Origin of the sequence: Sphingomonas sp. 66-10 (genome assembly GCF_001897045.1) — a bacterium.
Lineage (GTDB): Bacteria > Pseudomonadota > Alphaproteobacteria > Sphingomonadales > Sphingomonadaceae > Sphingomonas > Sphingomonas lycopersici.
The window spans coordinates 38,770-64,786 of sequence record NZ_MKRR01000098.1 but is presented as its reverse complement, the minus strand read 5'-3'; the positions used below and the strand labels follow the sequence as shown (position 1 = coordinate 64,786).

Genomic DNA, 26,017 nt, shown 5'->3' with positions numbered 1-26,017 from the left:
CGCCGCGCCGAGAATGACCAGCGCGTCGCTGAAGCCTTTATTGTCCAATCCGATCGCCATAACGTTATCCTAAGCAGAGGCGGGGGGCGCTGTCAGGACGAGTCGATGGAAAAATACGATATCGTCATTGTCGGTGGCGGCCCGGCGGGGATGATGGCCGGGCTGCTCTTCGCGCGCGCCGGCCTCGGCGTGGCGGTGCTGGAGAAGCATCGCGACTTCCTGCGCGATTTCCGCGGCGATACCGTCCACCCCTCGACGCTCGATCTGTTCGACGAACTGGGACTGTTCGACGCCTTGCTCGCCGAGCCGCACGACAAGATCGAGGAAATCGGCGCGGTCGTTGCGGGGCACGATTATCGGCTGGCCGATTTCACCCATTTGCCGGGGCGCGGACGCTTCGTCGCGCTGATGCCACAATGGCATTTCCTCGATTTCGTCGCACGCCAGGCGCGGCGCTATCCGGGGTTCGATCTCCGGATGGAGACCGCCGGCGCCGCGCTGATCGCAGGCGAGGGCGGGCGGATCGCCGGGGTGCGCACCGCGCAGGGCAAGGAATTGCGGGCGCGACTGGTGATCCTTGCCGACGGGCGCGATTCGGCGTTGTGCGATGCGGCCGGGTTGCCGCGCACCGATCTGGGGGTGCCGATCGACGTCTTCTGGTTCCGCGTCCCCAAGGAGCGCGGCGCGGAGAATCGCACCGCCGCCTATCTCTCGCAGGGGCAGATGGTCGTCGCGATCGATCGCGGTGATTATTTCCAGTGCGCGCGCGTGATCCGCAAGGGCAGCGCGGCCGAGGTGCGTGAGCGCGGCATCGCGACCTTTCGCACCGATATGGCGGCAGCGGCGCCGGTGATCGCACCGGGCATCGCGGCGGTGCGCGATTGGGACGATGTGAAATTGCTGTCGGTCTCGCTCGACCGGCTGACGCGCTGGCACCGGCCGGGGCTGCTCGCGATCGGCGATGCGGCGCATGCCATGTCGCCGGTCGGCGGGGTGGGGATCAATCTTGCGATCCAGGATGCGGTGGCGGCGGCGAATATCCTCGCCGCGCCGATGTTGCGCGGGGAGGATCCCGATGCGTTGCTCGCGAAGGTGCAGGCGCGGCGGATGTTTCCGGTGAAGGTGATCCAGGCGATCCAGCGCGCGGCGCATCGCAACGTGCTCGAACGCGCGCTTTCCGGCGAGATCGCGCACGCGCCGCTGTTGCTGCGGCTATTCGACCGGGTGGCGCTGCTCCGCCGCATTCCGGCGCGGGTGCTGGGGCTGGGCGTGCGGCGCGAGCATATCCGGTCGCCGGCGAACAACTAGAGATTCCGCATCAATCTCCGTTCGCCCTGAGCTTGTCGAAGGGCTGTACTTCTTTCTGCGGAAGAAAGGGCGGGGCTTCGACAAGCTCGGCCCGGACGGGGAGAGCGCGGCGCAAAAAAAACCGGCGCCCGCAGCGGATGCGGACGCCGGTTTCGTCATTCCGGCGCTAGCGCCGGGCCGAAATCAGGCCCAGGTCGCCATCTTGGCTTCGAGGTTGGCGCGGATCGCCTCGAAGAACTGCTCGGTGGTCATCCACTTCTGATCCGGGCCGATCAGGATCGCGAGATCCTTGGTCATGTCGCCCGCCTCGACCGTCTCGATGCAGACCTGCTCGAGCGTCTCGGCGAAGCGCGTCACGTCGGGCGTGCCGTCGAACTTGCCGCGATACTTGAGCCCGCCGGTCCAGGCGAAGATCGACGCGATCGGGTTGGTCGAGGTCGCCTTGCCCTGCTGGTGCTGGCGATAGTGGCGGGTGACGGTGCCGTGCGCCGCCTCGGCCTCGATCGTCTTGCCGTCCGGGGTCATCAGCACCGAGGTCATCAGCCCGAGGCTGCCGAAGCCCTGCGCCACCTGATCCGACTGCACGTCGCCGTCGTAATTCTTGCAGGCCCAGACGAATTCGCCGTTCCACTTCAGCGCGCTGGCGACCATGTCGTCGATCAGGCGATGCTCGTAGACGATGCCGGCGTCCTTGAACTTGTCCTTGAATTCGCTCTCGAACACCTCGGCGAAGATATCCTTGAAGCGCCCGTCATAGGCCTTGAGGATCGTGTTCTTGGTCGACAGGTACAGCGGCCAGTTGCGGCCGAGCGAATAGTTCATCGAGGCGCGCGCGAAATCGCGGATCGATTCGTCGAGATTGTACATCCCCATCGCCACGCCGGCGCCGGGGAAATCGTACACGTCCTTCTCGATGACGGTGCCGTCCTCGCCCTCGAACTTCATCGTCAATTTGCCCTTGCCGGGCACCTTGAAATCGGTCGCGCGATACTGGTCGCCGAAGGCGTGACGGCCGACGACGATCGGGTGGGTCCAGCCCGGGATCAGCCGCGGCACGTTGCGGATCACGATCGGCTCGCGGAAGATCACGCCGCCCAGGATGTTGCGGATCGTGCCGTTGGGCGATTTCCACATCTGCTTGAGGCCGAATTCCTCGACCCGCGCCTCGTCCGGGGTGATCGTCGCGCACTTCACCGCGACGCCATATTTCTGCGTGGCGTGCGCGCTGTCGATCGTCACCTGGTCGTTGGTCGCGTCGCGATGCTCGACGCCGAGGTCGTAATAATCGAGCTCGATATCGAGATACGGCTTGATCAGGCGTTCGCGGATCCATTCCCAGATGATCCGAGTCATTTCGTCGCCGTCGATCTCCACGACGGGCGTCTTCACCTTGATCTTCGCCATGTGCGCTTCCTTGAGACTAGGGAGGTTTGGCGTGCCGATAGGAGGAAGGGCGCGGGGGATCAACCGTTGCGCGTTGTGTGTGCCACAGCACACCGCTAGACAGCCGGCATGTCATCGCTCGATAAATCGGACGGCCCCGGCGGCCTCCCCACGACTACGACCGTCAAATGGCGCTTTCCCGCGGTTCATCCCGAGGGGCAGAAGTTCGTCGCCATCGCGTTCGGCCTCACCCTGCTGCTGACGATCGCCTCCAACATCTTCTTCTGGCCGATGCTGGGGCTGACGGTGTGGGTCGCGGCGTTCTTCCGCGATCCGGTGCGCACCACCCCGCGCGGCGACGATCTGGTGATCGCGCCCGCCGACGGGCTGGTGACGATGATCGAGCGCGTCCCGGTGCCGCGCGAACTGACCGGCGAGCTCGGCACCGAGCCGATGGTCCGCGTCTCGATCTTCATGTCGGTGTTCGATGTCCATATCAACCGCGCCCCGATCGCCGGGACGATCAAGCAAGTCGTTTATATCTCGGGCAAGTTCCTCAATGCCGATCTCGACAAGGCATCCGAGGACAATGAGCGCCAGCATTTCGTGGTCGAGGGGTTCGACGGGCGCCGCGTCGGCTTCACCCAGATCGCCGGGCTCGTCGCACGCCGCATCGTCGGCTTCGCGCGGGTCGGCGATATCGTCGCGGTCGGCCAGCGCGTCGGGCTGATTCGCTTCGGCAGTCGCGTCGACGTGTTCCTCCCCGAAGGCTGCGCGCCGCAGGTGGCGCTCGGCCAGCGCTCGGTCGCCGGCGAGACGATCATCGGTCGGTTCGGCGGACAACCGGTGAGCGGCACCGCGCAATGACGCGACCGCCGCGCCGCCGGGTCGGCCTGCCGTTGCGCGCGGTGCTGCCCAATGCGGTGACCGCGCTGGGGCTGTGCGCGGGCCTCTCCGGCATCCGCTTCGCGATCGCCGGCTGGTGGGAACTGGCGGTGGCGATGGTGCTGCTCGCCGGGGTGCTCGACGGGCTCGACGGGCGCATCGCGCGGATGGTGCGCGGGCAGAGCCGGTTCGGCGCCGAGCTCGATTCGCTCGCCGACGCGATCTCCTTCGGGGTTTCGCCCGCGCTGATCCTCTACCTCTGGTCGCTCTCCGCGCTGCCGCGGTTCGGCTGGGCGGCGGCGCTGATGTTCGCGGTGTTCTGCGCGCTGCGCCTCGCGCGGTTCAACGCCAATATCGACGTGACCGAACAGCCGCATAAGTCCGCGGGCTTCCTCACCGGGGTGCCCGCGCCCGCGGGCGCGGGGCTGGCGCTGTTGCCGATGTTCCTGTGGTTCTGGAGCGGCGAGACGCTGTTGCGCTCGCCGTTCATCGTTGCACCGTGGACCGCGCTGGTCGCGCTGCTGATGGTATCGAGCCTCGCGACCTATTCCTGGGGCTCGCTTCGCCTGCGCCGCAACATCCGCTTCGAGGCGCTGGCGGTGGTGGTGGTGTTCGGCGCGGCGGCGGTCTCCGCGCCGTGGCACACCGCCTCCGCCCTGTGCATCATCTATCTGTTGACCGTGCCGTTCAGCATTGCCAGCTACAATCGCGTCAGGCGGCTGCGCGCAGCCGGGCAATCGGGGGCGCAACCGGGCGCAGCGGCGCCGACGCCGCCCGCCGCCTGACCGGCAGCCGGTGCGTGCTGCGCGCCGGCGTCACCACCGGCATCATCGCCAGCGGCGAACGGCCTGCCAGCGCCAGCCGGATCTTGTCGATATTCGGCCCCACCGTGCCGGCAATGGCATAGCTCGCCACGCCCAAGGTGCCCCCGAAAACCGCGATCGCCAGCATCATCATCATCTTGGCCTCCTGCGTGCCGATGTTCGTTCTATGTTCTGGCGTTGTGTTCCATGTATGTTCCAGCGTGTCAAGCGTTGTTCGAACGCTTCGTCATTCCCGCGAAGGCGGGAATCCATTCTGGCTGGCCGAGCGGTTCTTTCCACAACCTGTGCGAATGGATTCCCGCCTCCGCGGGAATGACGGTTGTGAGATATCGACCGCCGTTGCTTTTCGCCCCGCATTGCGCTAGGGGCGCGGCCTTCAACCCCACATGGGAAGCATCATCACCGGTGCGCCGGCTTGTAGCCGGTCGTCATTCTCGCTTCCCAGAGGCATAACCGGAAAGGAAATTACCTATGGCGGCTCCTGTCGTCACCATGCAGCAGCTTATCGAGACCGGCGCGCACTTCGGCCACCAGACGCATCGCTGGAACCCGAAGATGAAGCCGTATATCTTCGGCGATCGCAACGGCGTCCACATCATCGACCTGTCGCAGACCGTGCCGCTGTTCGCGCGCGCGCTCGAATTCGTCTCGTCGACCGTCGCCTCGGGCGGCAAGGTGCTGTTCGTCGGCACCAAGCGCCAGGCGCAGGAAGCGATCGCCGACGGCGCGCGCCGCTCGGGCCAGCATTTCGTCAACCACCGCTGGCTGGGCGGCATGCTCACCAACTGGAAGACGATCTCCAACTCGATCAAGCGCCTCAAGGGCCTCGAAGAGCAGCTCTCGGGCAACACCGCGGGCCTCACCAAGAAGGAAGTGCTCCAGCTCACCCGTGAGCGCGACAAGCTCGAACTGTCGCTCGGCGGCATCCGCGACATGGGCGGCATCCCCGACGTGATGTTCGTGATCGACGCCAACAAGGAAGAGCTGGCGATCAAGGAAGCCAACACGCTCGGCATTCCGGTCGTCGCGATCCTCGATTCGAACGTGTCGCCGGACGGCATCGCCTTCCCGGTGCCGGCGAACGACGACGCGAGCCGCGCGATCCGCCTGTATTGCGAGGCGGTGGCGATCGCCGCCACCCGCGGCAACCAGGAGCAGCAGCGCCGCGGCGGCGCGGACCTCGGCGCGATGGCCGAGCCGATCGCCGAGGAGGCGCTGACCCCGGCGGCGGCCCCGGAAGCGGCCGAAGCGGCTGCCGAGGCCGAGCGCCAGATCGACGCCTGACCGTCGCTGAAATGTCATGCGGGCGGGGCAGGGCGGAACTGGCGCCTGCCCCGCCCGTACCCATATTCAACCGGTATCAATTGAAGGACTAGGACAATGGCCGATATCACGGCTTCGATGGTCAAGGACCTGCGCGAGAAGAGCGGCGCGGGCATGATGGATTGCAAGAAGGCGCTCAGCGAGACCAACGGCGACATGGATGCCGCGATGGACTGGCTGCGCACCAAGGGCCTCGCCGCCGCCGCCAAGAAGTCGAGCCGTACCGCGGCCGAGGGGCTGGTCGGCATCGAGGTTTCGGGCACCAAGGGCGCCGCGGTCGAAGTCAATTCGGAAACCGACTTCGTCGCCAAGAACGAACAGTTCCAGACCTTCGTCCGCGACGTCACCTCGGTGGCGCTCGAACTGGGTGACGATCTCGCGACGATCAAGGCGGCCCCGCTGGGCGGCAAGACCGTCGAGGAGGTGCTGACCACCAACATCGCGACGATCGGCGAGAACCAGAATCTGCGCCGCGCGAAGAAGCTCGAAGTCTCCAAGGGCGCGGTCGTGGGCTATGTCCACAACCAGCAGGCCCCGGGCCTCGGCAAGATCGGCGTGCTCGTCGCGCTGGAAAGCGATGCGGCGGACGATGTGCTGCAGTCGCTCGGCAAGCAGCTTGCGATGCACGTCGCGGCGGCTTTCCCCAAGGCGCTCAACGAGGAAGACCTCGACGAGGAAGAGATCGAGCGCGAGCGCGCGATCGCGACCGAAAAGGCGGCCGAGAGCGGCAAGCCGGCCGACATCATCGCCAAGATGGTCGAGGGCTCGATCGCCAAATATCGCAAGGAGCACGCGCTGGTCAGCCAGCTGTTCGTGATGGACGGCAAGACCAAGATCAGCGACGTCGTCGCCAAGGCGGCCAAGGACGCCGGCGCGTCGATCGTGCTCAAGGACTATGTCCGCTTCCAGCTCGGCGAAGGCATCGAGAAGGAAGCGTCGGACTTCGCCGCCGAAGTGGCTGCCGCGTCGGGCGTGCCGCAGAAGCAGGCCGAGCCGACCGCGTAAATTTGCGTAAGATCGGGGGAGGGGCTCCGGCTCCTCCCCTGCTTCGACCACCCCGGTTTTCGCCGGGGTTTTTTTGTCGGCGCTCAATCCAGATACCCGTCATTCCCGCGAAGGCGGGAATCCATTGCCGCTGCGCTTGCGTTTCAATCCGCCGGGCCAGCCAGAATGGATTCCCGCCTTCGCGGGAATGACGAAGGTTGTTGGCGTCGGTCGAATTTCGGACCGGACGGCGAGGGCGGGCCAATCGAAGGTTGCGGCGGTTACCAGCCCCGCCTAAGGTTCGCGGCCTTACCCCAGATATCCGGAACGCATGACCAGCCCCCGCTACAAACGCATCCTCCTGAAGCTCTCGGGCGAAGTCCTGATGGGCGAGGGCGGCAAGGCGATCGATCCCGAAGTTACCGCGCGCGTCGCGGCCGAAATCGCCGATGTGAAGGCGCAGGGCTATGAGCTGTGCATCGTCGTCGGCGGCGGCAACATCTTTCGCGGTCTTGCCGCGGCGGCGCAGGGCTTCGAGCGCGCGACCGCCGATTATATGGGGATGCTCGCGACGGTGATGAACGCGCTCGCGGTGCAGAATGCGCTCGAGCGGATCGGGGTCGATACGCGGGTGCAGTCGGCGATCCCGATGCAATCGGTGTGCGAGCCCTTCATCCGCCGCCGCGCCGCGCGGCATCTGGAAAAGGGGCGCGTGGTGATCTTCGCCGCGGGGGTCGGCTCGCCGTTCTTCACCACCGACAGCGGCGCCGCGCTGCGCGCTGCCGAGATGAATTGCGACGCCTTGTTCAAGGGCACCTCGGTCGACGGCGTCTATGATGCCGATCCCAAGCAGGTGCCGACGGCAAAGCGTTATGATACCGTGAGTTACGGCACGGTCCTGTCGAAGAATCTGAAGGTCATGGACGCCAGCGCGGTGGCGCTGTGCCGTGACAGCAACATTCCGATCGTCGTCTTCAACATCCGCGAACACGGCAATTTCGCTGCCGTGCTGCGCGGCGAGGGTGTGTCGACGGTGGTCCGCAACGAACAGGAGACGAAATAATGGCGGCCTATGACAAGGCGGACCTGGAGCGCCGGATGCACGGCGCGGTCGAATCGCTGAAGGGCGATCTCGGCGGCCTGCGCACGGGGCGCGCTTCCACCACATTGCTCGATCCGGTGACGGTCGAGGTCTATGGCGCACACATGCCGCTCAATCAGGTCGCGACCGTCTCCGCGCCCGAGCCGCGGATGCTGTCGGTGCAGGTGTGGGACAAGTCGAACGTCGGCCCGGTCGACAAGGCGATCCGCTCCGCCGGGCTCGGGCTCAACCCGATCGCCGACGGGCAGACGTTGCGGCTGCCGATCCCCGATCTGACCGAGGAGCGCCGCAAGGAGCTCGCCAAGCTCGCCGGGCAATATGCCGAAAAGGCCCGCATCGCCGCGCGCAATGTGCGCCGCGACGGGATGGATGCGCTCAAGACCGACGAGAAGAAGGGCGTGTTCGGCGAGGACGAGCGCAAGCGCCACGAGAATGAGGTGCAGAAGCTGACCGACAACACGATCGCCGAGATCGACGCGGCCGCGGCCGCGAAGGAAAAGGAAATCCTCGGCAAGTGATGTCGCTCTGCGCCCTTGGCCTGACGGGGCGTTCATGAGCACCGCGCCGATCCTCGCGGGCGGCGAGGGTGCCTTGCCGCGTCATGTCGCGATCATCATGGACGGCAACGGCCGCTGGGCGAAGAAGCGCTTCCTGCCGCGCGTCGCCGGACACAAGGCCGGGGTCGAGGCGGTGCGCGCGGTCAGCCGCGCGGCGCGCGCGATGGGGATCGAGGCGCTGACGCTCTACGCCTTCTCCAGCGAGAATTGGCGGCGGCCGGAGGAGGAAGTGGGCGACCTGATGGGGTTGCTGCGGCTGTTCATCCGTTCCGACCTCGCCGAGCTGGTACGCGAGAATGTGCGGCTGCGCGTGATCGGTGATTTCCGTCGTTTCCCGAACGATGTCGTGGCGCTGATCGACGATGCGATCGCGCGGACCGCGGGCAATAGCGGGCCGCTGCTGGCGATCGCGCTCAATTACGGCGGGCAGGCCGAGCTGACCAACGCCGCGCGGCGCCTCGCCGAGCGTGCCGCGGCGGGGGCGCTCGATCCTGCCGCGATCGATGCGGGGATGATCGAGGCGGAGCTCGATACGCATGATCTGCCCCCGCTCGATTTGCTGATCCGCACCTCGGGCGAGCATCGCCTGTCCAATTTTCTGCTGTGGCAGGCGGCTTATGCCGAATTGCTGTTCGTCGATACCCTGTGGCCCGATTTCGGGGTGGCCGAGCTGGAAGCGGCGGTGGCCGATTTCGCGCGGCGCCAGCGGCGGTTCGGGGGCCTGTGACGGCGACGAACCCGCGTGCGCGCTCCGACCTGCCGACGCGGGCGGTGACCGGCGTCGTGCTGATCGCGGTCGCGCTCGGCGCGCTGCTGTGGGGCGGTGTCGCCTTCTGGATCCTCGCGGTGGTCGCGGCGCTGATCATGATGGCCGAATGGGCCGCGCTGCACGGCGCATCCGCGCGCAACACGCGGCTCGCGCAATTCGCATTGTCGGTGCCGCTGGCGGTCATGGCCCCTGCGGCGCTGACGATCGTGCCGCACGATTTCTTCTCGCTCGGGCTGCTCGGCGGGGCGGCGTTCTTCGTGGTGATCGTGACGCGCCAACCGCGGCTGGCCGCCGGGGTGATCTATTGCGGGCTGCCGGTGCTTGCGCTGATGCTGATCCGGCGCCAGCATGAGGGCATCGTCTTCACCTTATGGGCGCTGGCTTTGGTCTGGGCTTGCGACATTGGCGCCTATTTCGCCGGCCGCGCGATCGGCGGGCCAAAGCTTGCGCCGGCGATCAGCCCGAACAAGACCTGGGCGGGGCTGATCGGCGGGGTCGTCGCTGCGGGCGCGTTCGGCGTCTTCATGCACTGGCGCTTCGGCCTGCCGTGGCGGCTGACGCTCGCGACCCCCGCGCTCGCGGTGCTGGCGCAGGCCGGCGACCTTTACGAAAGCTGGCTCAAGCGCCGCGCCGGGGTGAAGGATTCGGGCAGCATCATCCCCGGCCACGGCGGCGTCATGGACCGGCTCGACGGGCTTGTCCCGGTCGCGCCCGTCGCCGCCTTCCTCGTCATCCTCCCGCATCTGTATCCGGCATGAAAACAGTCACCATTTTAGGCGCGACCGGATCGGTCGGCACCTCCACCCTCGATCTGATCGAGCGCGCGCCGGGGGCGTTCCGCGTCCGCGCGCTGACCGCCAACAGCGATGTCGCCAAGCTGGCATCGGTCGCGATCCGCACCCGCGCCGAACGCGCGGTGATCGCCGACGAAGCACATCTTCCCGCCCTCCGTGACGCGCTTGCCGGGTCGGGCGTCGTTGCCGCGGGCGGCGCCGAGGCGGTGGCCGAGGCGGCGGGCGAGGGCGCCGACGTCACGGTCGCCGCGATCGTCGGCTGCGCGGGGCTCAAGCCGGTGATGGCGGCGATCCGCGCCGGGGGGACGATCGCGCTCGCCAACAAGGAGGCGCTGGTTTCCGCGGGCGACGTGATGAAGGCGGCGATCGTCGATCACGGCGCGACCCTGCTGCCGGTCGACAGCGAGCATAACGCTATTTTCCAATGCCTTGATGCAAGGCTTTCGCACCGCATCCGACGGATCATCCTGACCGCGAGCGGCGGCCCGTTCCGCGATCGCCCGCTGGCGGAGATGGCGGAGATCACGCCGGCACAGGCGGTGGCGCACCCCAATTGGTCGATGGGCGCCAAGATCTCGGTCGATTCGGCGACGATGATGAACAAGGGGCTGGAGCTGATCGAGGCGTTCCATCTCTTCCCGCTCGGTCACGAGCAGATCGATATCGTGGTGCATCGCCAGTCGGTGATCCACTCGATGGTCGAATATGTCGACGGCTCGACGCTGGCGCAGCTCGGCACCCCCGACATGCGCACCCCGATCGCTTATGCGCTGGCGTGGCCCGATCGGATGGCGACCCCCGGCGAGCCGCTCGATCTCACCCGCATCGGCCGGCTCGATTTCGAGGCGCCCGATCCGGTGCGTTTCCCCGCGCTGCGGCTGGCGCGCGAGGCGGTCGAAGCGGGCGGGGCGCGTCCCGCGGTGCTCAACGCGGCGAATGAAGTCGCGGTGGCGGCATTTCTCGGCGGTGGTGCGCGGTTCCTCGAAATTGCCGCAATCGTTGCCGATACCCTCGAACGCTTCGACCCGCCCGCGCCTCAGACGCTCGATGCGGTGCTGGACATCGACCGTGAGGCGCGGCGACTGGCGGCGGAGTGTGTGAAGGAACGCGTCGCTTGATCCAGTCCCCGGGCCTCTTGCTGACCATCGTGGCGTTCGCGCTGGTGATCGGCCCGCTCGTGTTCATTCACGAGCTGGGGCATTATCTCGCCGCGCGCTGGTGCGGCGTGAAATCGGAAACCTTCTCGATCGGCTTCGGGCGCGAGATCGCCGGCTGGACCGACCGGCGCGGGACGCGCTGGAAGCTCGGCTGGCTCCCGCTGGGCGGCTATGTCCGCTTCGCCGGCGACATGAACGCCGGCAGCCAGCCCTCCGCCGACTGGCTCGCGCTTCCCGCGGCCGAGCGGCAGCGCACCTTCCAGGCCAAGACGGTGTGGCAACGCGCGTTCATCGTCGTCGCCGGCCCGGCGATCAACTTCCTCGCCGCGATCCTGATCCTCGCCGGCTTCGCATTGGCCTATGGCGACAGCGTAACCCCGCCGGTGGTGGGCGCGACGCTCCCCAATTCGGCGGCGGCGCGCGCCGGGCTGGTGCCGGGCGACCGCATCGTCGCGCTCGGCGGCCGCGCGGTCGACACGTTCGAGAGCATGTCACGCTACGTCCGGATCCGCCCCGGCGAAACGATCCGGGTCGATTATGTCCGCAAGGGCGTCGCCGCCTCGGTGCCGGCGACGATCGGCGTGCGGCACGAGCGCGATCGCTTCGGCAACGATTATCGCATGGGCGTGCTGGGGCTGAGCGCGACCGCGCCGGTCTATCGCGAGGTCGGCCTGCTGGAGGCGCCGGTCGTCGCGGTGCGCCGCACCGGGCAGATCGTGTCGATGATGGTCGAGACGATCGGGCAGGTCGTCACCGGGCGCCGCTCGGTCGCCGAGCTCGGCGGGCCGCTGTCGATCGCCAAGGTTTCCGGCGAACAGATCACATTGGGGCCGGAAGCGTTCGTTTTCCTGATCGCCCTGGTGTCGATCAATCTGGGGTTCATCAACCTGCTGCCAGTTCCGATGCTGGATGGCGGGCACCTCATGTTCTATGCGATCGAGGCGGTGCGTCGCCGGCCGGTCGGGCCGGAAGCGCAGGAATGGGCCTATCGCGGCGGACTGGCGGCGATTCTCGCATTGATGCTGCTGGTGACGTTCAATGATCTGGATAATTTGGGCCTGTGGCGCAGCCTCGCCGGCTTGATCGGCTGATCAAGCTGGGGCAGGGCGCAGCACGCGGTGGACTAAGGGTAGCTTTCAGGGTGGATTGGTGACGGCTTTGACAACAACTCTTCGCCCGCAATCGGTGGCATTGCTGCTCGCCGGCACGATGCTGGCCGGCGTGCCGCTGGCGGCTGCCGCACAGACCGCGCCCGCCGAGCAGGCGCCGGCTCCCGCTGCGGCCCCCGCCGCGCCGGCTGCCGCTCCGTCCGCGCCCGCGGTGCAGGTGGTGCGCACGATCCGCTCGCTGCGGGTCGACGGATCGCAGCGCATCGAGCCGGAAACCGTGCTGAGCTACACCAAGCTCCGGGTCGGCGATTCCTACACCAACGAGACGCTCGATCAGGCGATCAAGGATCTCTACGCCAGCGACCTGTTCGCCGACGTCACCGTCACCGGTGCGGAATCGGGCGATATCGTGCTGCGCGTGCGCGAGAACCCGATCATCAACCGCGTGATCCTGGAGGGCAACAAGCGCCTCAAGGAAGATAAGATCTCCAAGGAGATCAAGCTCAAGCCGCGCCAGATCTTCACCCGTTCGGCGGTGCGCGCGGATGTCGCGCGGATCATCGAATTGTATCGCCGGCAGGGCCGCTTCGCCGCCAGCGTCGATCCGAAGATGGTCAACCTCGACCAGAATCGCGTCGACGTGGTGTTCGAGATCAGCGAGGGGCCGAAATCCAAGGTCCGCCAGATCAACATCATCGGCAACCAGGTGTTCGATGATGCCAAGCTGCGGTCGCAGATGGCGACGAAACAATCGCGTTTCTTCCGCTTCATGTCGTCCAACACGTCCTACGATCAGGATCGTCTGGCCTACGATCAGCAGAAGCTGCGCCAATTCTATCTCACCAACGGCTATGCCGACTTCCGCGTCACGAGCGCGGTGGCAGAGCTGACCCCAGATAAGCGTGATTTCATCATCACTTATGTGGTGGAGGAGGGGCCGCGTTACAAGTTCGGCAACGTCTCCGTCGACAGCGATATTCGCGATTTCGACAACAAGCGCATGGCGCAGACGCTCTCGATCAAGAAGGGCGACTGGTATGACGCGAAGAAGGTCGAGGACACGGTCGACAGCCTGAGCCAGACGGCGGGCTTGTTCGGCTATGCCTTCGCCGACGTGAACCCGGAATTCTCGCGCGACCGCGACGCGCTGACGATGTCGATCAATTTCCACATCGCCCAGGCGCAGCGCACCTATGTCGAGCGGGTGGAGATCACCGGCAACACCCAGACGCAGGACAAGGTGGTCCGCCGCGAGGTTCGCCTCGCGGAAGGCGATGCCTTCAACAGCTTCCAGGTCAAGCGCTCGACCGATCGCATCAACAGCCTGGGCTATTTCCAGGACAAGTTCGAGATCAAGCAGACCCCGGGCTCAGCGCCCGATCGCGTCGTGCTCGAGGCGAACGTCGAGGAAAAGGCGACGGGTCAGCTCCAGCTGTCGGCGGGCTATTCGAGCCTCGAACGCTTCATCATCCAGGCCAACATCACCCAGTCGAATTTCCGCGGCAAGGCGCAGGAATTGCGCGCCGGCGTCAATTATTCGGCTTATTCCAAGTCGGTCGAGCTGGGCTTTACCGAGCCCTATCTGTTCGATCGCAACATCGCGCTGGGCGTCGACCTTTTCCGGCGCGATTACAACTCGTTCAACTATCTCGGCACCGATCGCCAGACGACCTACAGCCAGACGTCGACCGGCTTCCAGGTGCGGCTCGGCGTGCCGCTGACCGAATATTGGTCGCTGTCGGGCCGTTACGGGCTGTCCTATGACGAGGTGAGCCTCGACCGGGGCACCTATTACACCGATTCGAACGGTGACGGCATCCGCGGCAACAGCCCGGGCGACAAGTGCGATTCGCTGCTCGCTGGCCGCTATCTCTGCGATTCGCTCGGCAACCGGCTGACATCGTCGGTCGGCTATTCGCTGATGTACAACAGCCTCAACAGCCGGCTGCGGCCGACCAAGGGGACGCGCTTCTCGTTCAGCCAGGATTTCGCCGGGCTGGGCGGCGACGTGCGCTACATCCGCACCCGCGCGGAAGGCGCGAAATTCTGGGGCGTCGGCAAGGGCTTCGTTTTCTCGTTCGTCGGCGAGGCGGGCTATATCAAGTCGCTCGAATCGAGCCGCGGGCCGGGGATCGACAAGGTTCGCATCACCGATCGCTTCTACCTCGGCGAGCCGCAGTTCCGCGGCTTCGACATCCGCGGCGTCGGCCCGCGCGTGCTGCGTCAATATTATACGACCGATTCCTCGGGCAAGCAGGTGCTCATCACCGATCGCAACCAGATCGTCGACGACGCGCTGGGCGGCAATGCTTATTACCTCGGCCGGATCGAGCTGGAACTGCCGCTCGGCTCGGGCGCGCGTGAGCTCGGGCTGCGTCCGTCGATCTATGTCCAGGCGGGCAGCCTGTTTAGCATGACTCGGCCGCTGGATACGGCAACCTTCCCGGTCGCGGCGGACGGAACCGTGCTCCCGTTGCCGGCGACGAATGCCTCGGGCCAGGCGCTGTACAATTACACTCTGGGCAACGGCACGGTCGCAACGACCACCTGCGCCGCGGGCCTTCCCACGCCGGGCGGCGGGTGCAACGGCGTCGTCCCGAACTCGCCGATCATCGCGTCGCAGCCGTTCAAGGAAACCTATTACGGCGGCTCGGCCAGACCGCGCCTGTCGATCGGTTTCGGCGTCAACTGGACCTCGCCCTTCGGTCCGTTGCGTATCGATATCGCCAAGGCATTGTTGACCCAGCCGGGCGACGACAAGAAGCTCATAACCTTTAACGTAGGGACTCAATTCTGATGAATAGCTTCAAGACCATGCTGATGACGGCGGCGCTGGTCGCGCCGGGCGCGCTTCTGGCGGGTGTTTCGCACGCACAGGTAGGCGGCGTTGCCGTCGTCGACCCCGATGGCGCGGTGGGCAACAGCAACGCGTGGAAGACCGCCGCGTCGCAGCTCCAGACGACCTATAAGGCGACGCTCGATCAGGCCGAGGCGCGCCGTCAGGCGATCGCCAACGAGATCCAGCCGCTTGTGGCCAAGGCGCAGGCCGATCAGAAGGCCAATGTGCCGCAGGCGCAGCTGCAGACCCAGCTTCAGGCGATCCAGGCCAAGGAACAGGCCGGCAACGCCGAGCTGCAGCGCATGACGCTGCCCTATGCCCGCGCGCGCGGCTATGCGATCGAGCAGATCCAGGCGCAGCTCAAGGCGGCGATCGACGCGGCTGCGGCGCGCAAGAAGGCGAGCATCGTGATCGGCCCGAACGACGTCGTGCATCTCGATCCGGCGGGCGATCTGACCGCCGACGTGACGACCGAGCTCAACCGGCTCGTGCCCTCGGTCAGCATCGCCCCGCCGGCGAACTGGCAGCCGGGCCAGCAGGGCGGCGCCGCTGCGCCGGCACCGGCCAACACCAAGCAGCCGCAGGGCCGGTGAGCGAGGCGGAAGCGACGAGCGGCGCCGGCGTCAATATCGGGCCGCTCGACACCGCACGGGTAATGGCGGCGCTGCCGCATCGTTATCCGATCCTGCTGATCGATCGTGTCGAGGAACTGATCCTCGACCGGTCGATCGCGGCGATCAAGGCGGTGACGGTCAACGAGGAATTCTTCCAGGGGCATTTCCCCGGGCGTCCGATCATGCCCGGCGTGCTGATCGTCGAGGCGCTGGCGCAGGCCGCCGGGGTGCTGGCGGTGGAAAGCCTTGGCCTCGCGGGCTCGGGCAAGCTGGTCTACTTCATGGCGATCGAGAACGCCAAGTTCCGCAAGCCGGTGGAGCCGGGCGTGCTGCTTCGACTGGAGGTCGAATTCGTCCAGAAGCGCAGCAGCGTATGCAAATTCGCCGGGGTTGCGAAGATCGACGGACAGGTGGTGGCCGAGGCCAATTTCACCGCGATGATCGCCGATCCGCCCAAGGCGGGCTGAGCGAGGTCACGGCTTTTTGACTTTGCGGGGCGCCTGCGCTAGGCGCCCCGCTTCCTTTCAGGCTGGTCGGAAACCAGCCACATCCAAGGACTGACTGACGTGAAAAAAGACATTCATCCCGATTACCACATGATCAAGGTGCAGATGACCGACGGCACCGTGTTCGAAACCCGCTCCACCTGGGGCAAGGAAGGCGACACGATGCAGCTCGACATCGATCCGCTGGCGCACCCGGCGTGGACCGGCGGCCGCGGCCAGGTGCTCGACACCGGTGGTCAGGTCGCGCGCTTCAACAAGCGCTTCGGCGGTGGGCTGACGCTCCGCAAGTAACGGCGTTAAGAGCGCGTTAGGCATGTCGGGCTAGGCTGCCCGGCATGTTTGCAGCCGAATTCGAACCTTTGTTCAGCGATAACCGGCGCCGCGACCCGCGTGCGCCGGTTTCGTTCGATTCGGCCGCCGAGGAACCGGGCGGGCTCGCGCGGACCTTGTGCAAGGTGATCGACCTGTCGCGCCACGGCGCACGGCTCAGCACCTATTCCGCGCTGCGCCGCGGGATGGCGATCTGGCTGACGCTGCCGGGGATCGGCCCGGTCGGTGCGGACGTGATGTGGGCCGACGATTTCGCCGCCGGGTGCCGCTTCCACGCGCCGCTCGATCCCGACGTGTTCGAGGCGTTGACCGGGCGGGGCGGGCATATCGCCGCGCATTAGGTCAGAACGCATACGAACCTCCGTTCGCCCTGAGCTTGTCGAAGGGCTGTACTTCTTGGCGACGAAGAAAGGGCAGGGCTTCGACAAGCTCAGCCCGAACGGATTGATAAACACATAATAACGAAAAGAGGCGCCCGGGCCTTTCGACCCGGACGCCCCCGACGCCTCGGAAAGGGAGCAAGGAGGCGCCGAACTTTCCGGCGCTGCGGCGTTTACGCAGCCTTGGCTTCGTCGGCCTTGGTATCGACCGCGGCCAAGGGCGCGCCGGTGCGGATCGCGATGCTCTTCGGCTTCATCGCCTCGGGCACTTCGCGGACCAGATCGATCACCAGCAACCCGTCATTGAGCCGCGCGTCTTCGACGAAGACGAAATCGGCCAGCTCGAAACGACGCTCGAAGCTGCGGTTGGCGATGCCGACATGCAGGAAATTGGCATTTTCCTGCGGCTCGGCCTTCTTGCCGGCGACGAGCAGCAGGTTCTGCTGCGCGGTGATCTCGATCTCGTCGCGGCTGAACCCAGCGATCGCCAGCGTGATGCGATAGCGGTCCTCGGCGAGGCGCTCGAGGTTGAACGGGGGATAATTGTCGGCCGCCGAGCGCGCATTGGTCTCAAGCAGGTCGAACAGGCGATCGAAGCCGATCGTCGAGCGGCGGTAGGGGGTAAGGTCCAGTCGCATATCAAATCCTCTTTTGAGCGAGTTGACGACAAGATGCCCGCACGTAGCGCAGCATCCCGCACGGCCCGATCAGTGGCGCCGTGCAACCGAAAAGATGGGAGGACGAATGAAGTTTTCAAGCAGGTAGGCTGAAAACCTACTTTCTTGGTCGAGATTGAAAGCGCCGATACAACACTGGGCGACGAACCCACTCGTCCAGGGAAAGAACATGTCGATCACGCTCGCATTGCTGGCCGCCGCCGCGCAGGCCGCGCCCGCCGACAATCCGCCCGTTGCGCCCCCGGCACCGCAGACCAATTCGCAGGCCGCGCCGGACGAACAGGAAGATCCCGGCCGGCTCGGCCCGGCGCAACAGAGCGGGGGCGACATCCTCGTCACCGCGCGGCGCCGCGCCGAAACGATCCAGAGCGTGCCGATCGCGATGTCGGTGATCGGCGGCAAGGCGGTGTCGGATACCGGCGCCTATAATGTCGGGCGGCTGACGCAGCTCCAGCCGTCGCTGCAATTCTATTCGACCAATCCGCGCAACTCGGCCGCCAATATCCGCGGGCTTGGTGCGCCGTTCGGGCTGACCAACGACGGGATCGAGCAGGGCGTCGGCATCTATGTCGATCAGGTCTATTACAGCCGCATCGCCTCGGCGACGTTCGACTTCACCGATACCGACCGGATCGAGATCCTGCGCGGGCCGCAGGGCACGCTCTACGGCAAGAACACCACCGCCGGCGCGATCAACATCACCACGCGCAAGCCGAGCTTCGATACCGAGGCGCGCTTCGAGGTGAGCGGCGGCAATTACGATTTCTTCCAGGCGAAGGGCTCGATCTCCGGCCCGCTGGTCGGCGATGTCGTGGCGGGGCGCTGCTCGGCCTCCTTCACCACGCGGCGCGGGACGATCTGGAACACGACGCAGGAGCAATGGCAGAACAGCCAGGACAATCTCAGCCTGCGCGGCCAGATGCTGTTCCGTGCGGCGTCCAACCTCGATATCACGCTCTACGCCGATTATAACCGCCAGGCGCCGACCTGCTGCGTGCAATATTATGCGCGCCTCGCGCCGACCCAGCGCCCCGCCAACCGGCAATATACCGCGCTTGCCGCCGCGGCGGGCTATGCCGTCCCCTCGACCAATGCCTTCGATCGCATCACCGATGTCGATACGCCGCTACGCGCGCGGCAGAAGCTCGGCGGCGCCTCGATGGTGGCGAATTGGGACCTCGGCCCGGCGACACTGACCTCGGTCACCGCGTGGCGCTTCTGGAACTGGGACCCGTCGAACGACCGCGACTTCATCGGGCTGCCGATCACCACCGTGTCGGCCAATCCGTCGCAGCAGGACCAATATAGCCAGGAAATCCGCCTCGGCTCGAACGGCAAGCATGCGATCGATTACACGGTCGGGATGTTCTATTTCTATCAGACGATCGATACGCAGGGGCTGCAGGTGCAGGGGCCGGCGGCGAGCGCGTGGCTGCTCAACCCGACCAGCGCGGCGGCGAAGAACCCGGCGACGCTCAACGGTCTCACCTCGCGCAACACGATCGGCTTCAAGAACACCTCCGCCGCCTTGTTCGGCAAGCTGACCTGGCATGTCACCGACAAGTTGCAGATCTCGCCGGGCGCGCGGCTCAATTACGACAAGAAGGAAGGTTCCTACGTCTCGATCGTGACCAACGGGCAGGGCAGCACCAACCTGACGAGCGATCAGCGCGGGGTGCTCGCGCCGCAGAGCTATGCCCCGAAATTCGACAATTGGAATTTCTCGGGCGACATCACGCTCGCCTATGAATTCTCCCCCGACGTCCACAGCTATGCGACCTATGCGCGCAGCTATAAATCGGGCGGGATCAACCTCTCCGGGCTGCCGCTCGACGCGAACAACAATCCGATCCTCTCCACCGCGACGGTGAAGCCGGAGACGGTCAACCATTATGAACTCGGCCTCAAGACCCAGTTGCTCGATCGCCGCGCGACGATCAACCTCGCCGCCTTCTGGACCGATATCTACGATTATCAGGCGACGGTGAACAATTTCCAGCTCGCGGTGCTGCGCGGCTATCTCGCCAACGCCGGCAAGGTGCGGACGCGCGGCATCGAGTTCGATTCGGCGTTCCGCCCGACCAGCGGGCTCAACCTCTACGTCAACGGTGCCTATACCGACGCCAAATATGTCCGCTTCGCCAATGCGCCGTGCCCGCCCGAGCTGTCGGGCGGCAGCAACAGTCCGCCGTTCTGCGATATTTCCGGCCAGCGGCTGCCGGGTGTGTCGAAATGGGCGTTCAGCTATGGCGCGGAATATAACTGGCCGGCCGGCGACGGGCAGGTCTATGTCGGCTACGACGGCAGCTATCGCTCGGATTTCTCGTCCAATCCGTCACCCTCGGCCTATATGAACATCGCGGGCTATTCGCTGTCCAACTTCCGTCTCGGCTATCGCAAGGGCGACAAGCTCAACATCTTCGCCTGGGTGCGCAACGCGTTCGACCAGAATTATTATGAGCTGCTGACAACGCAATCGGGCAACACCGGGCTGATCGTCGGCCAGCCGGGCGATCCGCGGACCTTTGGCGTGACGCTATCGTTCGGGATCAACTGAACTTTTTTCTCCCCTCCCTTGAACGGGGGAGGGGAGGTTATAAATTCCTATTGTCCTGAAACGGCAAACGCCCGGATCGGTATTCCGACCCGGGCGCCTGCGTGACGATCGCTCGTCAGCCCCCTATCCCGTCGCAGCCCGCGCGCTTCTTGCGAAGCGGGGCGGTGACATTCCCCGAACCACGGCCTTTGCCTGTGTGCCAGTGCGCTATTGCTACTAAGCCACACGGGTCGGTGTCGATGAAAATGAACGCCAGCTAAATAGATTGTCCGCGCCCTGTGACGATTCCGCCACAGCGTTGCCCAGGCGCGGCCAGCGCACGGAGGTTGCCAGCCGCGCGCGGCGCCGATAGACGGTGCGGCATGATCCTGTCGCGCTATGAACGGATGATCGCGCGGCGCTATCTGCTTCCGGGCAAAGGGGAACGCTTCATCGTTCTCGTCGCCGGCTTCAGCCTCGGCGCGGTGATGCTTGGCGTCGCCGCGCTCGTCATCGTAATGAGCGTGATGAACGGCTTCCGCGCCGAACTGTTCGACAAGATCGTCGGGCTCAACGGCCATGCGGTGGTGCAGGGCATCGACGGGCGGCTCGCCGACTGGCAGCAGATCGCGCGCTGGGCGAAGGAAACGCCCGGCGTCACCAGCGCCGTCCCGCTGATCGATCAGCCCCTGATGTCGAGCTATAACGGCCGGGTCGAGGGCATTTTGGTACGCGGGATGCGCGTATCGGATATCCGCAACAATTCGACGATCGGGCAGAAGGTCGTCGCCGGCTCGCTCGCCGATCTGAAGCCGGGCAGCGGCAATGTCGCGATCGGCGCGCGGCTGGCGGAGGCGCTGGGCGCGACCGTCGGGTCGCAGATCACGCTGATCAATCCCTCGGGCCAGTCGACCCCGTTCGGCACGGTGCCGCGCTACGTGAGCTACAATGTCGCCGCGATCTTCGAGATCGGGGTCTACGACTACGACAAAGCCTATGTGATCATGCCGATCGAGGATGCGCAGACGCTGCTGCTGCTCGGCGATACGGTCGGGATGGTCGAATTGCAGACCGATAACCCGGACAAGGTGGCGCAGATCCTCGCCCCGCTCGCGCAGAAGGTCGGGCGGCTCGGGGTGATCACCGACTGGCGGCAGATGAACGCGCAATTGTTCGATGCGCTCGCGGTCGAGCGGGTGGCGATGTTCACCGTCTTGTGCATCATCATCCTCGTCGCGGCATTCAATATCGCCAGTTCGCTGATCATGCTGGTCCGCGCCAAGACGCGCGACATCGCGATCCTGCGCACGATGGGGGCGACGCGCGGCGGGATGATGCGGATCTTCATGACCGTCGGGATCTCGATCGGCGCGCTCGGCATCGTCGCCGGGCTGATCCTCGGTTCGATCTTCCTCTTCTATCGTCAGGCGGTGGTGAATTTCGTCCAGCTCGTCACCGGGCAGAATCTGTGGGATCCGTCGATCCGCTATCTCACCGAATTGCCGTCCAAGCCCGATCCGGTGGAGATCGTCGCGATCGTGCTGATCACCGCGCTGATGACCGTGCTGGCGACGCTCTATCCCGCGTACAAGGCGGCGAGCACCGATCCGGTGCAGGTGCTGCGCTATGAGTGACGCGGTCCTCGAAACGATCGGTCTCGCCCGCAGCTTCACCCAGGGCGGCGAAACAATCGAGGTATTGCGCGGGGTTAACCTGGCGGTTGCGCCGGGCGAGATCGTCGCGCTGCTCGGCCCCTCCGGCTCGGGCAAGTCGACCTTGCTCCAGGCGGTCGGGCTGCTCGAAGGCGGGTTCGAGGGTTCGATCCGCATCGCCGGGGCGGAGGCGGCGCAGCTCGATTCGCATCAACGCACCGTCGTCCGCCGCGACCGGCTCGGTTTCGTCTATCAGTTCCACCATCTGCTGCCCGATTTCGACGCGCGCGAGAATGTCGTGCTGCCCCAACTGATCCACGGCGCGGGGCAGGCGGAAGCGGAGGCGCGCGCCGATGCGTTGCTCGCCGCGCTCGGCCTCGGCCACCGGCTGACGCACCGCCCGAGCCAGCTTTCGGGCGGCGAGCAGCAGCGCGTCGCGGTCGCCCGCGCGCTCGCCAACCGGCCCGCGTTGGTGCTGGCCGACGAGCCGACGGGCAATCTCGACGAGCAGACCGCCGATGTCGTGCTCGCCGAATTCCTGCGGCTGGTGCGCGGCGAGGGCTCGGCGGCGCTGGTCGCGACGCATAACGAACGGCTGGCGGCGAAGATGGATCGCGTCGTCCGGCTCCACGACGGGGTATTGCAATGAACGTGTGGCGTGACGCGCCGACCTTGCGGGGGCGGCATGTCACGCTGCGCCCGCTGACGCTCGAGGATCGCGACGCGGTGGTCGCGGCGGCGGCGGACGGCGGTCTGACCGAATTGTTCTTCACCAACGTTTCCGGGCTCGCCGATCCCGACAAATTCCTGGCGGCGGCGTTCCGCGAGCGCGATTACGGGCGCGCGATGCCCTTCGCCGTCGAAACCCCCGACGGGCGCGTGGTGGGGCTCACCCGATTGATGCGGATGCACGAGCAGCATCGCCGGGTGGAGATCGGCGGCACCTTCTATGCGCGCTCGGTCCAGCGCACCGGGGTCAATACCGAGGCGAAGAAGCTGCTGCTGACCCACGCCTTCGAGGTGCTGGGGTGCAATGTCGTGCAGATCCGCACCGACTGGTTCAATCGCAATTCGCAGCGCGCGATCGAGCGGCTCGGGGCGAAGCGCGACGGGGTGCTGCGCGCGCATCAAATGCTCGACGGGCGAGTGCGCGATCTGGTGGTCTATTCGATCATCGCTTGCGAATGGCCTGGGGTGCGTGTCAATTTGGAACATCTGCTGGCGCGTCATCAGGGGTAATCATCCGGGGTAAAAGGGGAAGGGCGATGGAGGCGATCACCGATTTCGAGGTCAAGGCGGCGGACGGCGGGACGGCGGCGCTCGATACGTGGCGCGGCAAGGTGCTGCTGATCGTCAACACCGCGTCCAAATGCGGCTTCACCCCGCAATATGAGGGGCTCGAAGCGCTCCACCGCAAATATGCCGATCGCGGGTTCGAGGTGCTGGCGTTTCCCTGCAACCAGTTCGGTGCGCAGGAACCGGGCGATGCGGCGGAGATCGCCAATTTCTGCTCGCTGACCTATGACGTGACCTTCCCGGTCTTCGCCAAGATCGAGGTCAACGGGCCGAACGCCGATCCGCTGTTCGAACGGCTCAAGAGCGACGCGCCCGGGCTGCTCGGATCGAAGGCGATCAAGTGGAACTTCACCAAGTTTCTCGTCAATCGCGAGGGGCAGACAGTGGCGCGCTACGCCCCGACGACCAAACCGGCCGATATCGAGGCGGATATCGAGAAGTTGCTGTAGGCTCTACTCCCCTGCGTCCCCGCCCAGGCGGGGACCCAGTCTGGCTCGGGGGCACAAGATACGGCCCGATCGCGCGCCTTCACTCGCCCAGTCGGAGGCTTTCGCCGCGGTGGTCGAGCGCGAACATCGTCCAGGTCGCGCCCGACAACAGAAAGCTGAATCCAAGCAAGATGCCCGGCAACGCGAGCGCCGCGACCGGCATGCTGTAGATGATATAGCCGGCGAACAGCAGGTTGAGCACGCCCAGCGCGATCATCAGCCCGCGCCCGCGGCGGAAGCGGACGCCCCAGGCGAGGTCCGTCACCCCGCGCACGATCAGGAACAGCGCGAGCAGCAACGTCAGCGAGATCGCGCCGACCATCGGCTGGAACATCATCACCAGCCCGCCGAGCAGCGAGAGCAGCCCGACGATGACGGCATAGCCGCGCCCTTCATGCCCCTTGCCGAACACGCCGGCGAGCAGTGAGAACAACCCTGCCGCGATCAGATAGGCACCGATTACGATCGTCGCGGCGAAGGTCGCCGGGATCGGCAGGAAGATCGCGATTATCCCGAGCAGCAGCGAAACGACGCCGTAGGCGAGAATCCAGCCCCAGCCGATCCCGCGCGCCGAATCCGTCATGATCGCTCTCCCCTGTTACGAGGTCGTAACGTCCACCGAATTCTCCGGTTCCGCGCTGGTCGAATCGCGTGCGCGCCACTAGCTTCGCTGCATGCCGCATTCCGCGTTCGTTCCGCTCCGTATCTTCTCCTCCTACACGATGCTCGACGGGGCGATCGAGCCCAAGGCGATCGCCAAGCGCGCGGCGGCGCTCGGCTTTCCCGCGGCGGCGCTGACCGACCGCAACGGGCTTTATGCGGCGATGTCCTATTCCGACGCGGCATGCGACGCGGGGGTGCAGCCGGTGATCGGGGTGATGCTGGGGGTGGCGCGGCCGGATTTGCCCGATGGCGTGGCGCCGATCTTCGACTGGCTCGCGCTCTACGCGCAGAATGCCACCGGCTATGACAACCTCTGCGCGCTGGTCAGCATGGCGCACCTCGATCGCCCGATCGAGCAGGTGCCGCACGTCGACTTCGCGACGCTGGCGAAGCACAGCGACGGACTGATCGCGCTCACCGCGGGCGGGGAGGGCGGGCTGGCCCGGCTCTATGCCGAGGACCAGCCGGCACGCGCCGAGGCCTATGCCGACCGGCTGGAGGGTTTGTTCCCCGATCGTCTCTATATCGAGATCGTCCGCCGGCTCGACGAGGTGGAGGGGCGCGCCGAGCCGCATCTGCTCGATCTCGCTTATGCGCGTAACCTCCCGCTCGTTGCGACCAATCCGTGTTGCTTCGCCGAGCGCGATTTCCTTGACGCGCATGACGCGATGCTGTGCATCGCCAATTCGACCTATGTCGAAAGCGACGACCGCCCCAAAAGCTCGCCCGATGCGTGGATGAAGCCGGCGAATGAGATGCGCGCGCTGTTCGCCGATCTGCCTGAGGCGATCGCCAATACATTGGTCGTCGCGCAGCGCTGCGCGGTCGCCGCGCCGAAGCGCAAGCCGATCCTCCCCAGCCTTGCCGGGGACCGCGAGGGCGAGGCGGCAATGCTGCGCAACGACGCGTCGGCCGGGCTGGAGGAACGGCTTCGCCGGATCGAGGAGCTCGGTGCCGCCCCGGCCGAGGCGGACTGGAAGGAGGTCTATCGCAAGCGGCTGGAATTCGAGCTGGATGTCATCATCCAGATGGGCTTCCCCGGCTACTTCCTGATCGTTGCCGATTTCATCAAATGGGCCAAGGAACGCGACATTCCGGTGGGGCCAGGGCGCGGCTCGGGCGCCGGGTCGGTGGTGGCCTGGTCGCTGACGATCACCGATCTCGATCCGATCCGGCTGGGGCTGCTGTTCGAACGCTTCCTCAACCCCGAACGCGTCTCGATGCCCGATTTCGACATCGACTTCTGCGAAACGCGGCGCGGCGAGGTGATCCGCTACGTGCAGGAGAAATACGGCCGCGATCAGGTCGCGCAGATCATCACCTTCGGGAAGCTCAAGGCGCGCGCGGTGCTCAAGGATACCGGGCGCGTGCTGCAGATGAGCTATGGCCAGGTCGATCGCCTCGCGAAGCTCGTCCCCAACCACCCGACCGATCCCTGGACGCTGGAACGCGCGCTCAACGGCGTTTCCGATCTCGCGCGGGAATATGCCAACGACAATGATGTCCGCCGGCTGCTCGATCTGGCGATGAAGCTGGAGGGGCTGCCGCGCCACTCCTCGACCCACGCCGCGGGGGTGGTGATCGGGGACCGCCCGCTGGCGCAGCTCGTCCCGCTCTATCGCGATCCGCGTTCGGACATGCCGGTCACCCAGTTCGACATGAAATATGTCGAGGGCGCGGGGCTGGTGAAATTCGACTTCCTCGGGCTCAAGACCCTCTCGGTGCTCAAGAAGGCGGTCGAGATGCTCGCGCAGCGCGGGATCTCGGTCGATCTCGATGCGCTCGGCTGGGATGACGAGGAAACCTACGAACTGCTCCAGGCGGGCAATACCGTCGGGGTG

The 26,017-nt window shown here is 66.0% G+C and carries 26 protein-coding genes; 22 read left to right on the top strand and 4 right to left on the bottom strand.

Annotation, left to right across the window (positions count from 1 at the left end):
* Positions 1-105: 105 nt before the first annotated feature.
* Positions 106-1,308: an FAD-dependent oxidoreductase gene (locus BGN95_RS09000; protein ID WP_286772432.1), complete on the top strand. Its 1,203-nt coding sequence runs from the start codon at positions 106-108 to the stop codon at positions 1,306-1,308.
* Between the two features lie 183 nt (positions 1,309-1,491).
* On the opposite strand, the gene BGN95_RS08995 is transcribed toward BGN95_RS09000, so the two are convergent.
* Positions 1,492-2,712 (bottom strand): NADP-dependent isocitrate dehydrogenase, encoded by a 1,221-nt coding sequence (locus BGN95_RS08995; RefSeq protein ID WP_179511761.1) that lies wholly within the window; start codon positions 2,710-2,712, stop codon positions 1,492-1,494.
* A gap of 108 nt (positions 2,713-2,820) precedes the next feature.
* On the opposite strand from BGN95_RS08995, the gene BGN95_RS08990 reads away from it, so the two are divergent.
* Complete coding sequence (locus BGN95_RS08990) at positions 2,821-3,558, top strand: phosphatidylserine decarboxylase (protein ID WP_286772431.1); 738 nt, start codon at positions 2,821-2,823, stop codon at positions 3,556-3,558.
* Positions 3,555-4,361, top strand: coding sequence for a CDP-alcohol phosphatidyltransferase family protein (locus BGN95_RS08985; RefSeq protein WP_286772430.1), 807 nt, complete (start codon positions 3,555-3,557; stop codon positions 4,359-4,361). The genes BGN95_RS08990 and BGN95_RS08985 overlap by 4 nt, the downstream gene beginning before the upstream one ends.
* Here the strand turns inward: BGN95_RS08985 and BGN95_RS08980 are convergent.
* Positions 4,288-4,536: a hypothetical protein gene (locus BGN95_RS08980; RefSeq protein WP_179511758.1), complete on the bottom strand. Its 249-nt coding sequence runs from the start codon at positions 4,534-4,536 to the stop codon at positions 4,288-4,290. The genes BGN95_RS08985 and BGN95_RS08980 overlap by 74 nt on opposite strands.
* Before the next feature lie 335 nt (positions 4,537-4,871).
* Here BGN95_RS08980 and rpsB point away from each other — a divergent pair, with 335 nt between their 5' ends.
* The 13 genes from rpsB (at position 4,872) to BGN95_RS08915 (ending at position 16,825) form a co-directional block, all read left to right on the top strand.
* A complete protein-coding gene (gene rpsB / locus BGN95_RS08975) occupies positions 4,872-5,684 on the top strand; it encodes a 30S ribosomal protein S2 (protein ID WP_179511757.1) in 813 nt (270 codons plus the stop codon).
* A 96-nt stretch (positions 5,685-5,780) separates the two neighbouring features.
* Positions 5,781-6,728, top strand: coding sequence for a translation elongation factor Ts (gene tsf, locus BGN95_RS08970; protein ID WP_179511756.1), 948 nt, complete (start codon positions 5,781-5,783; stop codon positions 6,726-6,728).
* Positions 6,729-7,038: 310 nt separating this feature from the next.
* Positions 7,039-7,770, top strand: a complete 732-nt coding sequence (gene pyrH, locus BGN95_RS08965; protein ID WP_179511755.1) for a UMP kinase — start codon at positions 7,039-7,041, stop codon at positions 7,768-7,770.
* Positions 7,770-8,327, top strand: a complete 558-nt coding sequence (gene frr / locus BGN95_RS08960) for a ribosome recycling factor (RefSeq protein WP_179511754.1) — start codon at positions 7,770-7,772, stop codon at positions 8,325-8,327. Before pyrH ends, frr begins: the two co-directional genes overlap by 1 nt.
* 34 nt (positions 8,328-8,361) lie before the next feature.
* A complete protein-coding gene (locus BGN95_RS08955) occupies positions 8,362-9,093 on the top strand; it encodes an isoprenyl transferase (RefSeq protein ID WP_179511753.1) in 732 nt (243 codons plus the stop codon).
* The gene (locus tag BGN95_RS08950; protein WP_179511752.1) at positions 9,090-9,893 is read left to right on the top strand and encodes a phosphatidate cytidylyltransferase; all 804 of its coding nucleotides are present in this window, start codon (positions 9,090-9,092) and stop codon (positions 9,891-9,893) included. Before BGN95_RS08955 ends, BGN95_RS08950 begins: the two co-directional genes overlap by 4 nt.
* The gene (locus BGN95_RS08945; RefSeq protein WP_179511751.1) at positions 9,890-11,047 is read left to right on the top strand and encodes a 1-deoxy-D-xylulose-5-phosphate reductoisomerase; all 1,158 of its coding nucleotides are present in this window, start codon (positions 9,890-9,892) and stop codon (positions 11,045-11,047) included. Before BGN95_RS08950 ends, BGN95_RS08945 begins: the two co-directional genes overlap by 4 nt.
* Complete coding sequence (locus tag BGN95_RS08940; protein WP_286772429.1) at positions 11,044-12,177, top strand: M50 family metallopeptidase; 1,134 nt, start codon at positions 11,044-11,046, stop codon at positions 12,175-12,177. Before BGN95_RS08945 ends, BGN95_RS08940 begins: the two co-directional genes overlap by 4 nt.
* Positions 12,178-12,244: 67 nt before the next feature.
* Positions 12,245-14,992, top strand: coding sequence for an outer membrane protein assembly factor BamA (gene bamA / locus BGN95_RS08935; RefSeq protein WP_432423374.1), 2,748 nt, complete (start codon positions 12,245-12,247; stop codon positions 14,990-14,992).
* Positions 14,992-15,627 (top strand): OmpH family outer membrane protein, encoded by a 636-nt coding sequence (locus BGN95_RS08930; RefSeq protein ID WP_179511749.1) that lies wholly within the window; start codon positions 14,992-14,994, stop codon positions 15,625-15,627. The genes bamA and BGN95_RS08930 overlap by 1 nt, the downstream gene beginning before the upstream one ends.
* A 35-nt stretch (positions 15,628-15,662) precedes the next feature.
* A complete protein-coding gene (gene fabZ, locus BGN95_RS08925) occupies positions 15,663-16,115 on the top strand; it encodes a 3-hydroxyacyl-ACP dehydratase FabZ (RefSeq protein ID WP_265268485.1) in 453 nt (150 codons plus the stop codon).
* A gap of 99 nt (positions 16,116-16,214) precedes the next feature.
* A complete protein-coding gene (rpmE, locus tag BGN95_RS08920; RefSeq protein ID WP_179511748.1) occupies positions 16,215-16,445 on the top strand; it encodes a 50S ribosomal protein L31 in 231 nt (76 codons plus the stop codon).
* Positions 16,446-16,489: 44 nt separating this feature from the next.
* Positions 16,490-16,825 (top strand): PilZ domain-containing protein, encoded by a 336-nt coding sequence (locus BGN95_RS08915; protein ID WP_179511747.1) that lies wholly within the window; start codon positions 16,490-16,492, stop codon positions 16,823-16,825.
* 212 nt (positions 16,826-17,037) lie between these two features.
* Here BGN95_RS08915 and BGN95_RS08910 read toward each other — a convergent pair whose 3' ends face one another.
* A complete protein-coding gene (locus BGN95_RS08910) occupies positions 17,038-17,502 on the bottom strand; it encodes an Hsp20 family protein (protein ID WP_179511746.1) in 465 nt (154 codons plus the stop codon).
* Between the two features lie 208 nt (positions 17,503-17,710).
* Here BGN95_RS08910 and BGN95_RS08905 point away from each other — a divergent pair, with 208 nt between their 5' ends.
* The 5 genes from BGN95_RS08905 (at position 17,711) to BGN95_RS08885 (ending at position 23,474) form a co-directional block, all read left to right on the top strand.
* Positions 17,711-20,098: a TonB-dependent receptor gene (locus BGN95_RS08905; protein ID WP_286772428.1), complete on the top strand. Its 2,388-nt coding sequence runs from the start codon at positions 17,711-17,713 to the stop codon at positions 20,096-20,098.
* A 362-nt stretch (positions 20,099-20,460) separates the two neighbouring features.
* The gene (locus tag BGN95_RS08900; protein WP_179511744.1) at positions 20,461-21,711 is read left to right on the top strand and encodes a lipoprotein-releasing ABC transporter permease subunit; all 1,251 of its coding nucleotides are present in this window, start codon (positions 20,461-20,463) and stop codon (positions 21,709-21,711) included.
* A complete protein-coding gene (locus BGN95_RS08895) occupies positions 21,704-22,378 on the top strand; it encodes an ABC transporter ATP-binding protein (RefSeq protein WP_179511743.1) in 675 nt (224 codons plus the stop codon). The genes BGN95_RS08900 and BGN95_RS08895 overlap by 8 nt, the downstream gene beginning before the upstream one ends.
* Positions 22,375-22,968, top strand: coding sequence for a GNAT family N-acetyltransferase (locus BGN95_RS08890; protein ID WP_286772427.1), 594 nt, complete (start codon positions 22,375-22,377; stop codon positions 22,966-22,968). Before BGN95_RS08895 ends, BGN95_RS08890 begins: the two co-directional genes overlap by 4 nt.
* Positions 22,969-22,994: 26 nt before the next feature.
* Complete coding sequence (locus tag BGN95_RS08885; RefSeq protein ID WP_265268368.1) at positions 22,995-23,474, top strand: glutathione peroxidase; 480 nt, start codon at positions 22,995-22,997, stop codon at positions 23,472-23,474.
* A 79-nt stretch (positions 23,475-23,553) separates the two neighbouring features.
* On the opposite strand, the gene BGN95_RS08880 is transcribed toward BGN95_RS08885, so the two are convergent.
* Positions 23,554-24,096, bottom strand: a complete 543-nt coding sequence (locus tag BGN95_RS08880; RefSeq protein WP_286772426.1) for an HdeD family acid-resistance protein — start codon at positions 24,094-24,096, stop codon at positions 23,554-23,556.
* Between the two features lie 91 nt (positions 24,097-24,187).
* Between BGN95_RS08880 and dnaE the strand changes: the two genes are divergently transcribed.
* On the top strand, positions 24,188-26,017 hold a 1,830-nt coding region (gene dnaE / locus BGN95_RS08875), incomplete at its 3' end, for a DNA polymerase III subunit alpha (RefSeq protein WP_286772425.1).

Coding starts and splice junctions, on each gene's coding strand:
- BGN95_RS08885 (WP_265268368.1), top strand. CDS start 22,995: ATGGAGGCGATCACCGATTTCGAGGTCAAGGCGGCGGACGGCGGGACG.
- tsf (WP_179511756.1), top strand. CDS start 5,781: ATGGCCGATATCACGGCTTCGATGGTCAAGGACCTGCGCGAGAAGAGC.
- rpsB (WP_179511757.1), top strand. CDS start 4,872: ATGGCGGCTCCTGTCGTCACCATGCAGCAGCTTATCGAGACCGGCGCG.
- BGN95_RS08980 (WP_179511758.1), bottom strand. CDS start 4,536: ATGATGATGATGCTGGCGATCGCGGTTTTCGGGGGCACCTTGGGCGTG.
- BGN95_RS08900 (WP_179511744.1), top strand. CDS start 20,461: ATGATCCTGTCGCGCTATGAACGGATGATCGCGCGGCGCTATCTGCTT.
- BGN95_RS08985 (WP_286772430.1), top strand. CDS start 3,555: ATGACGCGACCGCCGCGCCGCCGGGTCGGCCTGCCGTTGCGCGCGGTG.
- BGN95_RS08930 (WP_179511749.1), top strand. CDS start 14,992: ATGAATAGCTTCAAGACCATGCTGATGACGGCGGCGCTGGTCGCGCCG.
- BGN95_RS08880 (WP_286772426.1), bottom strand. CDS start 24,096: ATGACGGATTCGGCGCGCGGGATCGGCTGGGGCTGGATTCTCGCCTAC.
- BGN95_RS08890 (WP_286772427.1), top strand. CDS start 22,375: ATGAACGTGTGGCGTGACGCGCCGACCTTGCGGGGGCGGCATGTCACG.
- BGN95_RS08905 (WP_286772428.1), top strand. CDS start 17,711: ATGTCGATCACGCTCGCATTGCTGGCCGCCGCCGCGCAGGCCGCGCCC.
- BGN95_RS08990 (WP_286772431.1), top strand. CDS start 2,821: ATGTCATCGCTCGATAAATCGGACGGCCCCGGCGGCCTCCCCACGACT.
- pyrH (WP_179511755.1), top strand. CDS start 7,039: ATGACCAGCCCCCGCTACAAACGCATCCTCCTGAAGCTCTCGGGCGAA.
- BGN95_RS08895 (WP_179511743.1), top strand. CDS start 21,704: ATGAGTGACGCGGTCCTCGAAACGATCGGTCTCGCCCGCAGCTTCACC.
- BGN95_RS09000 (WP_286772432.1), top strand. CDS start 106: ATGGAAAAATACGATATCGTCATTGTCGGTGGCGGCCCGGCGGGGATG.
- BGN95_RS08955 (WP_179511753.1), top strand. CDS start 8,362: ATGAGCACCGCGCCGATCCTCGCGGGCGGCGAGGGTGCCTTGCCGCGT.
- BGN95_RS08945 (WP_179511751.1), top strand. CDS start 9,890: ATGAAAACAGTCACCATTTTAGGCGCGACCGGATCGGTCGGCACCTCC.
- BGN95_RS08915 (WP_179511747.1), top strand. CDS start 16,490: ATGTTTGCAGCCGAATTCGAACCTTTGTTCAGCGATAACCGGCGCCGC.
- BGN95_RS08910 (WP_179511746.1), bottom strand. CDS start 17,502: ATGCGACTGGACCTTACCCCCTACCGCCGCTCGACGATCGGCTTCGAT.
- frr (WP_179511754.1), top strand. CDS start 7,770: ATGGCGGCCTATGACAAGGCGGACCTGGAGCGCCGGATGCACGGCGCG.
- BGN95_RS08995 (WP_179511761.1), bottom strand. CDS start 2,712: ATGGCGAAGATCAAGGTGAAGACGCCCGTCGTGGAGATCGACGGCGAC.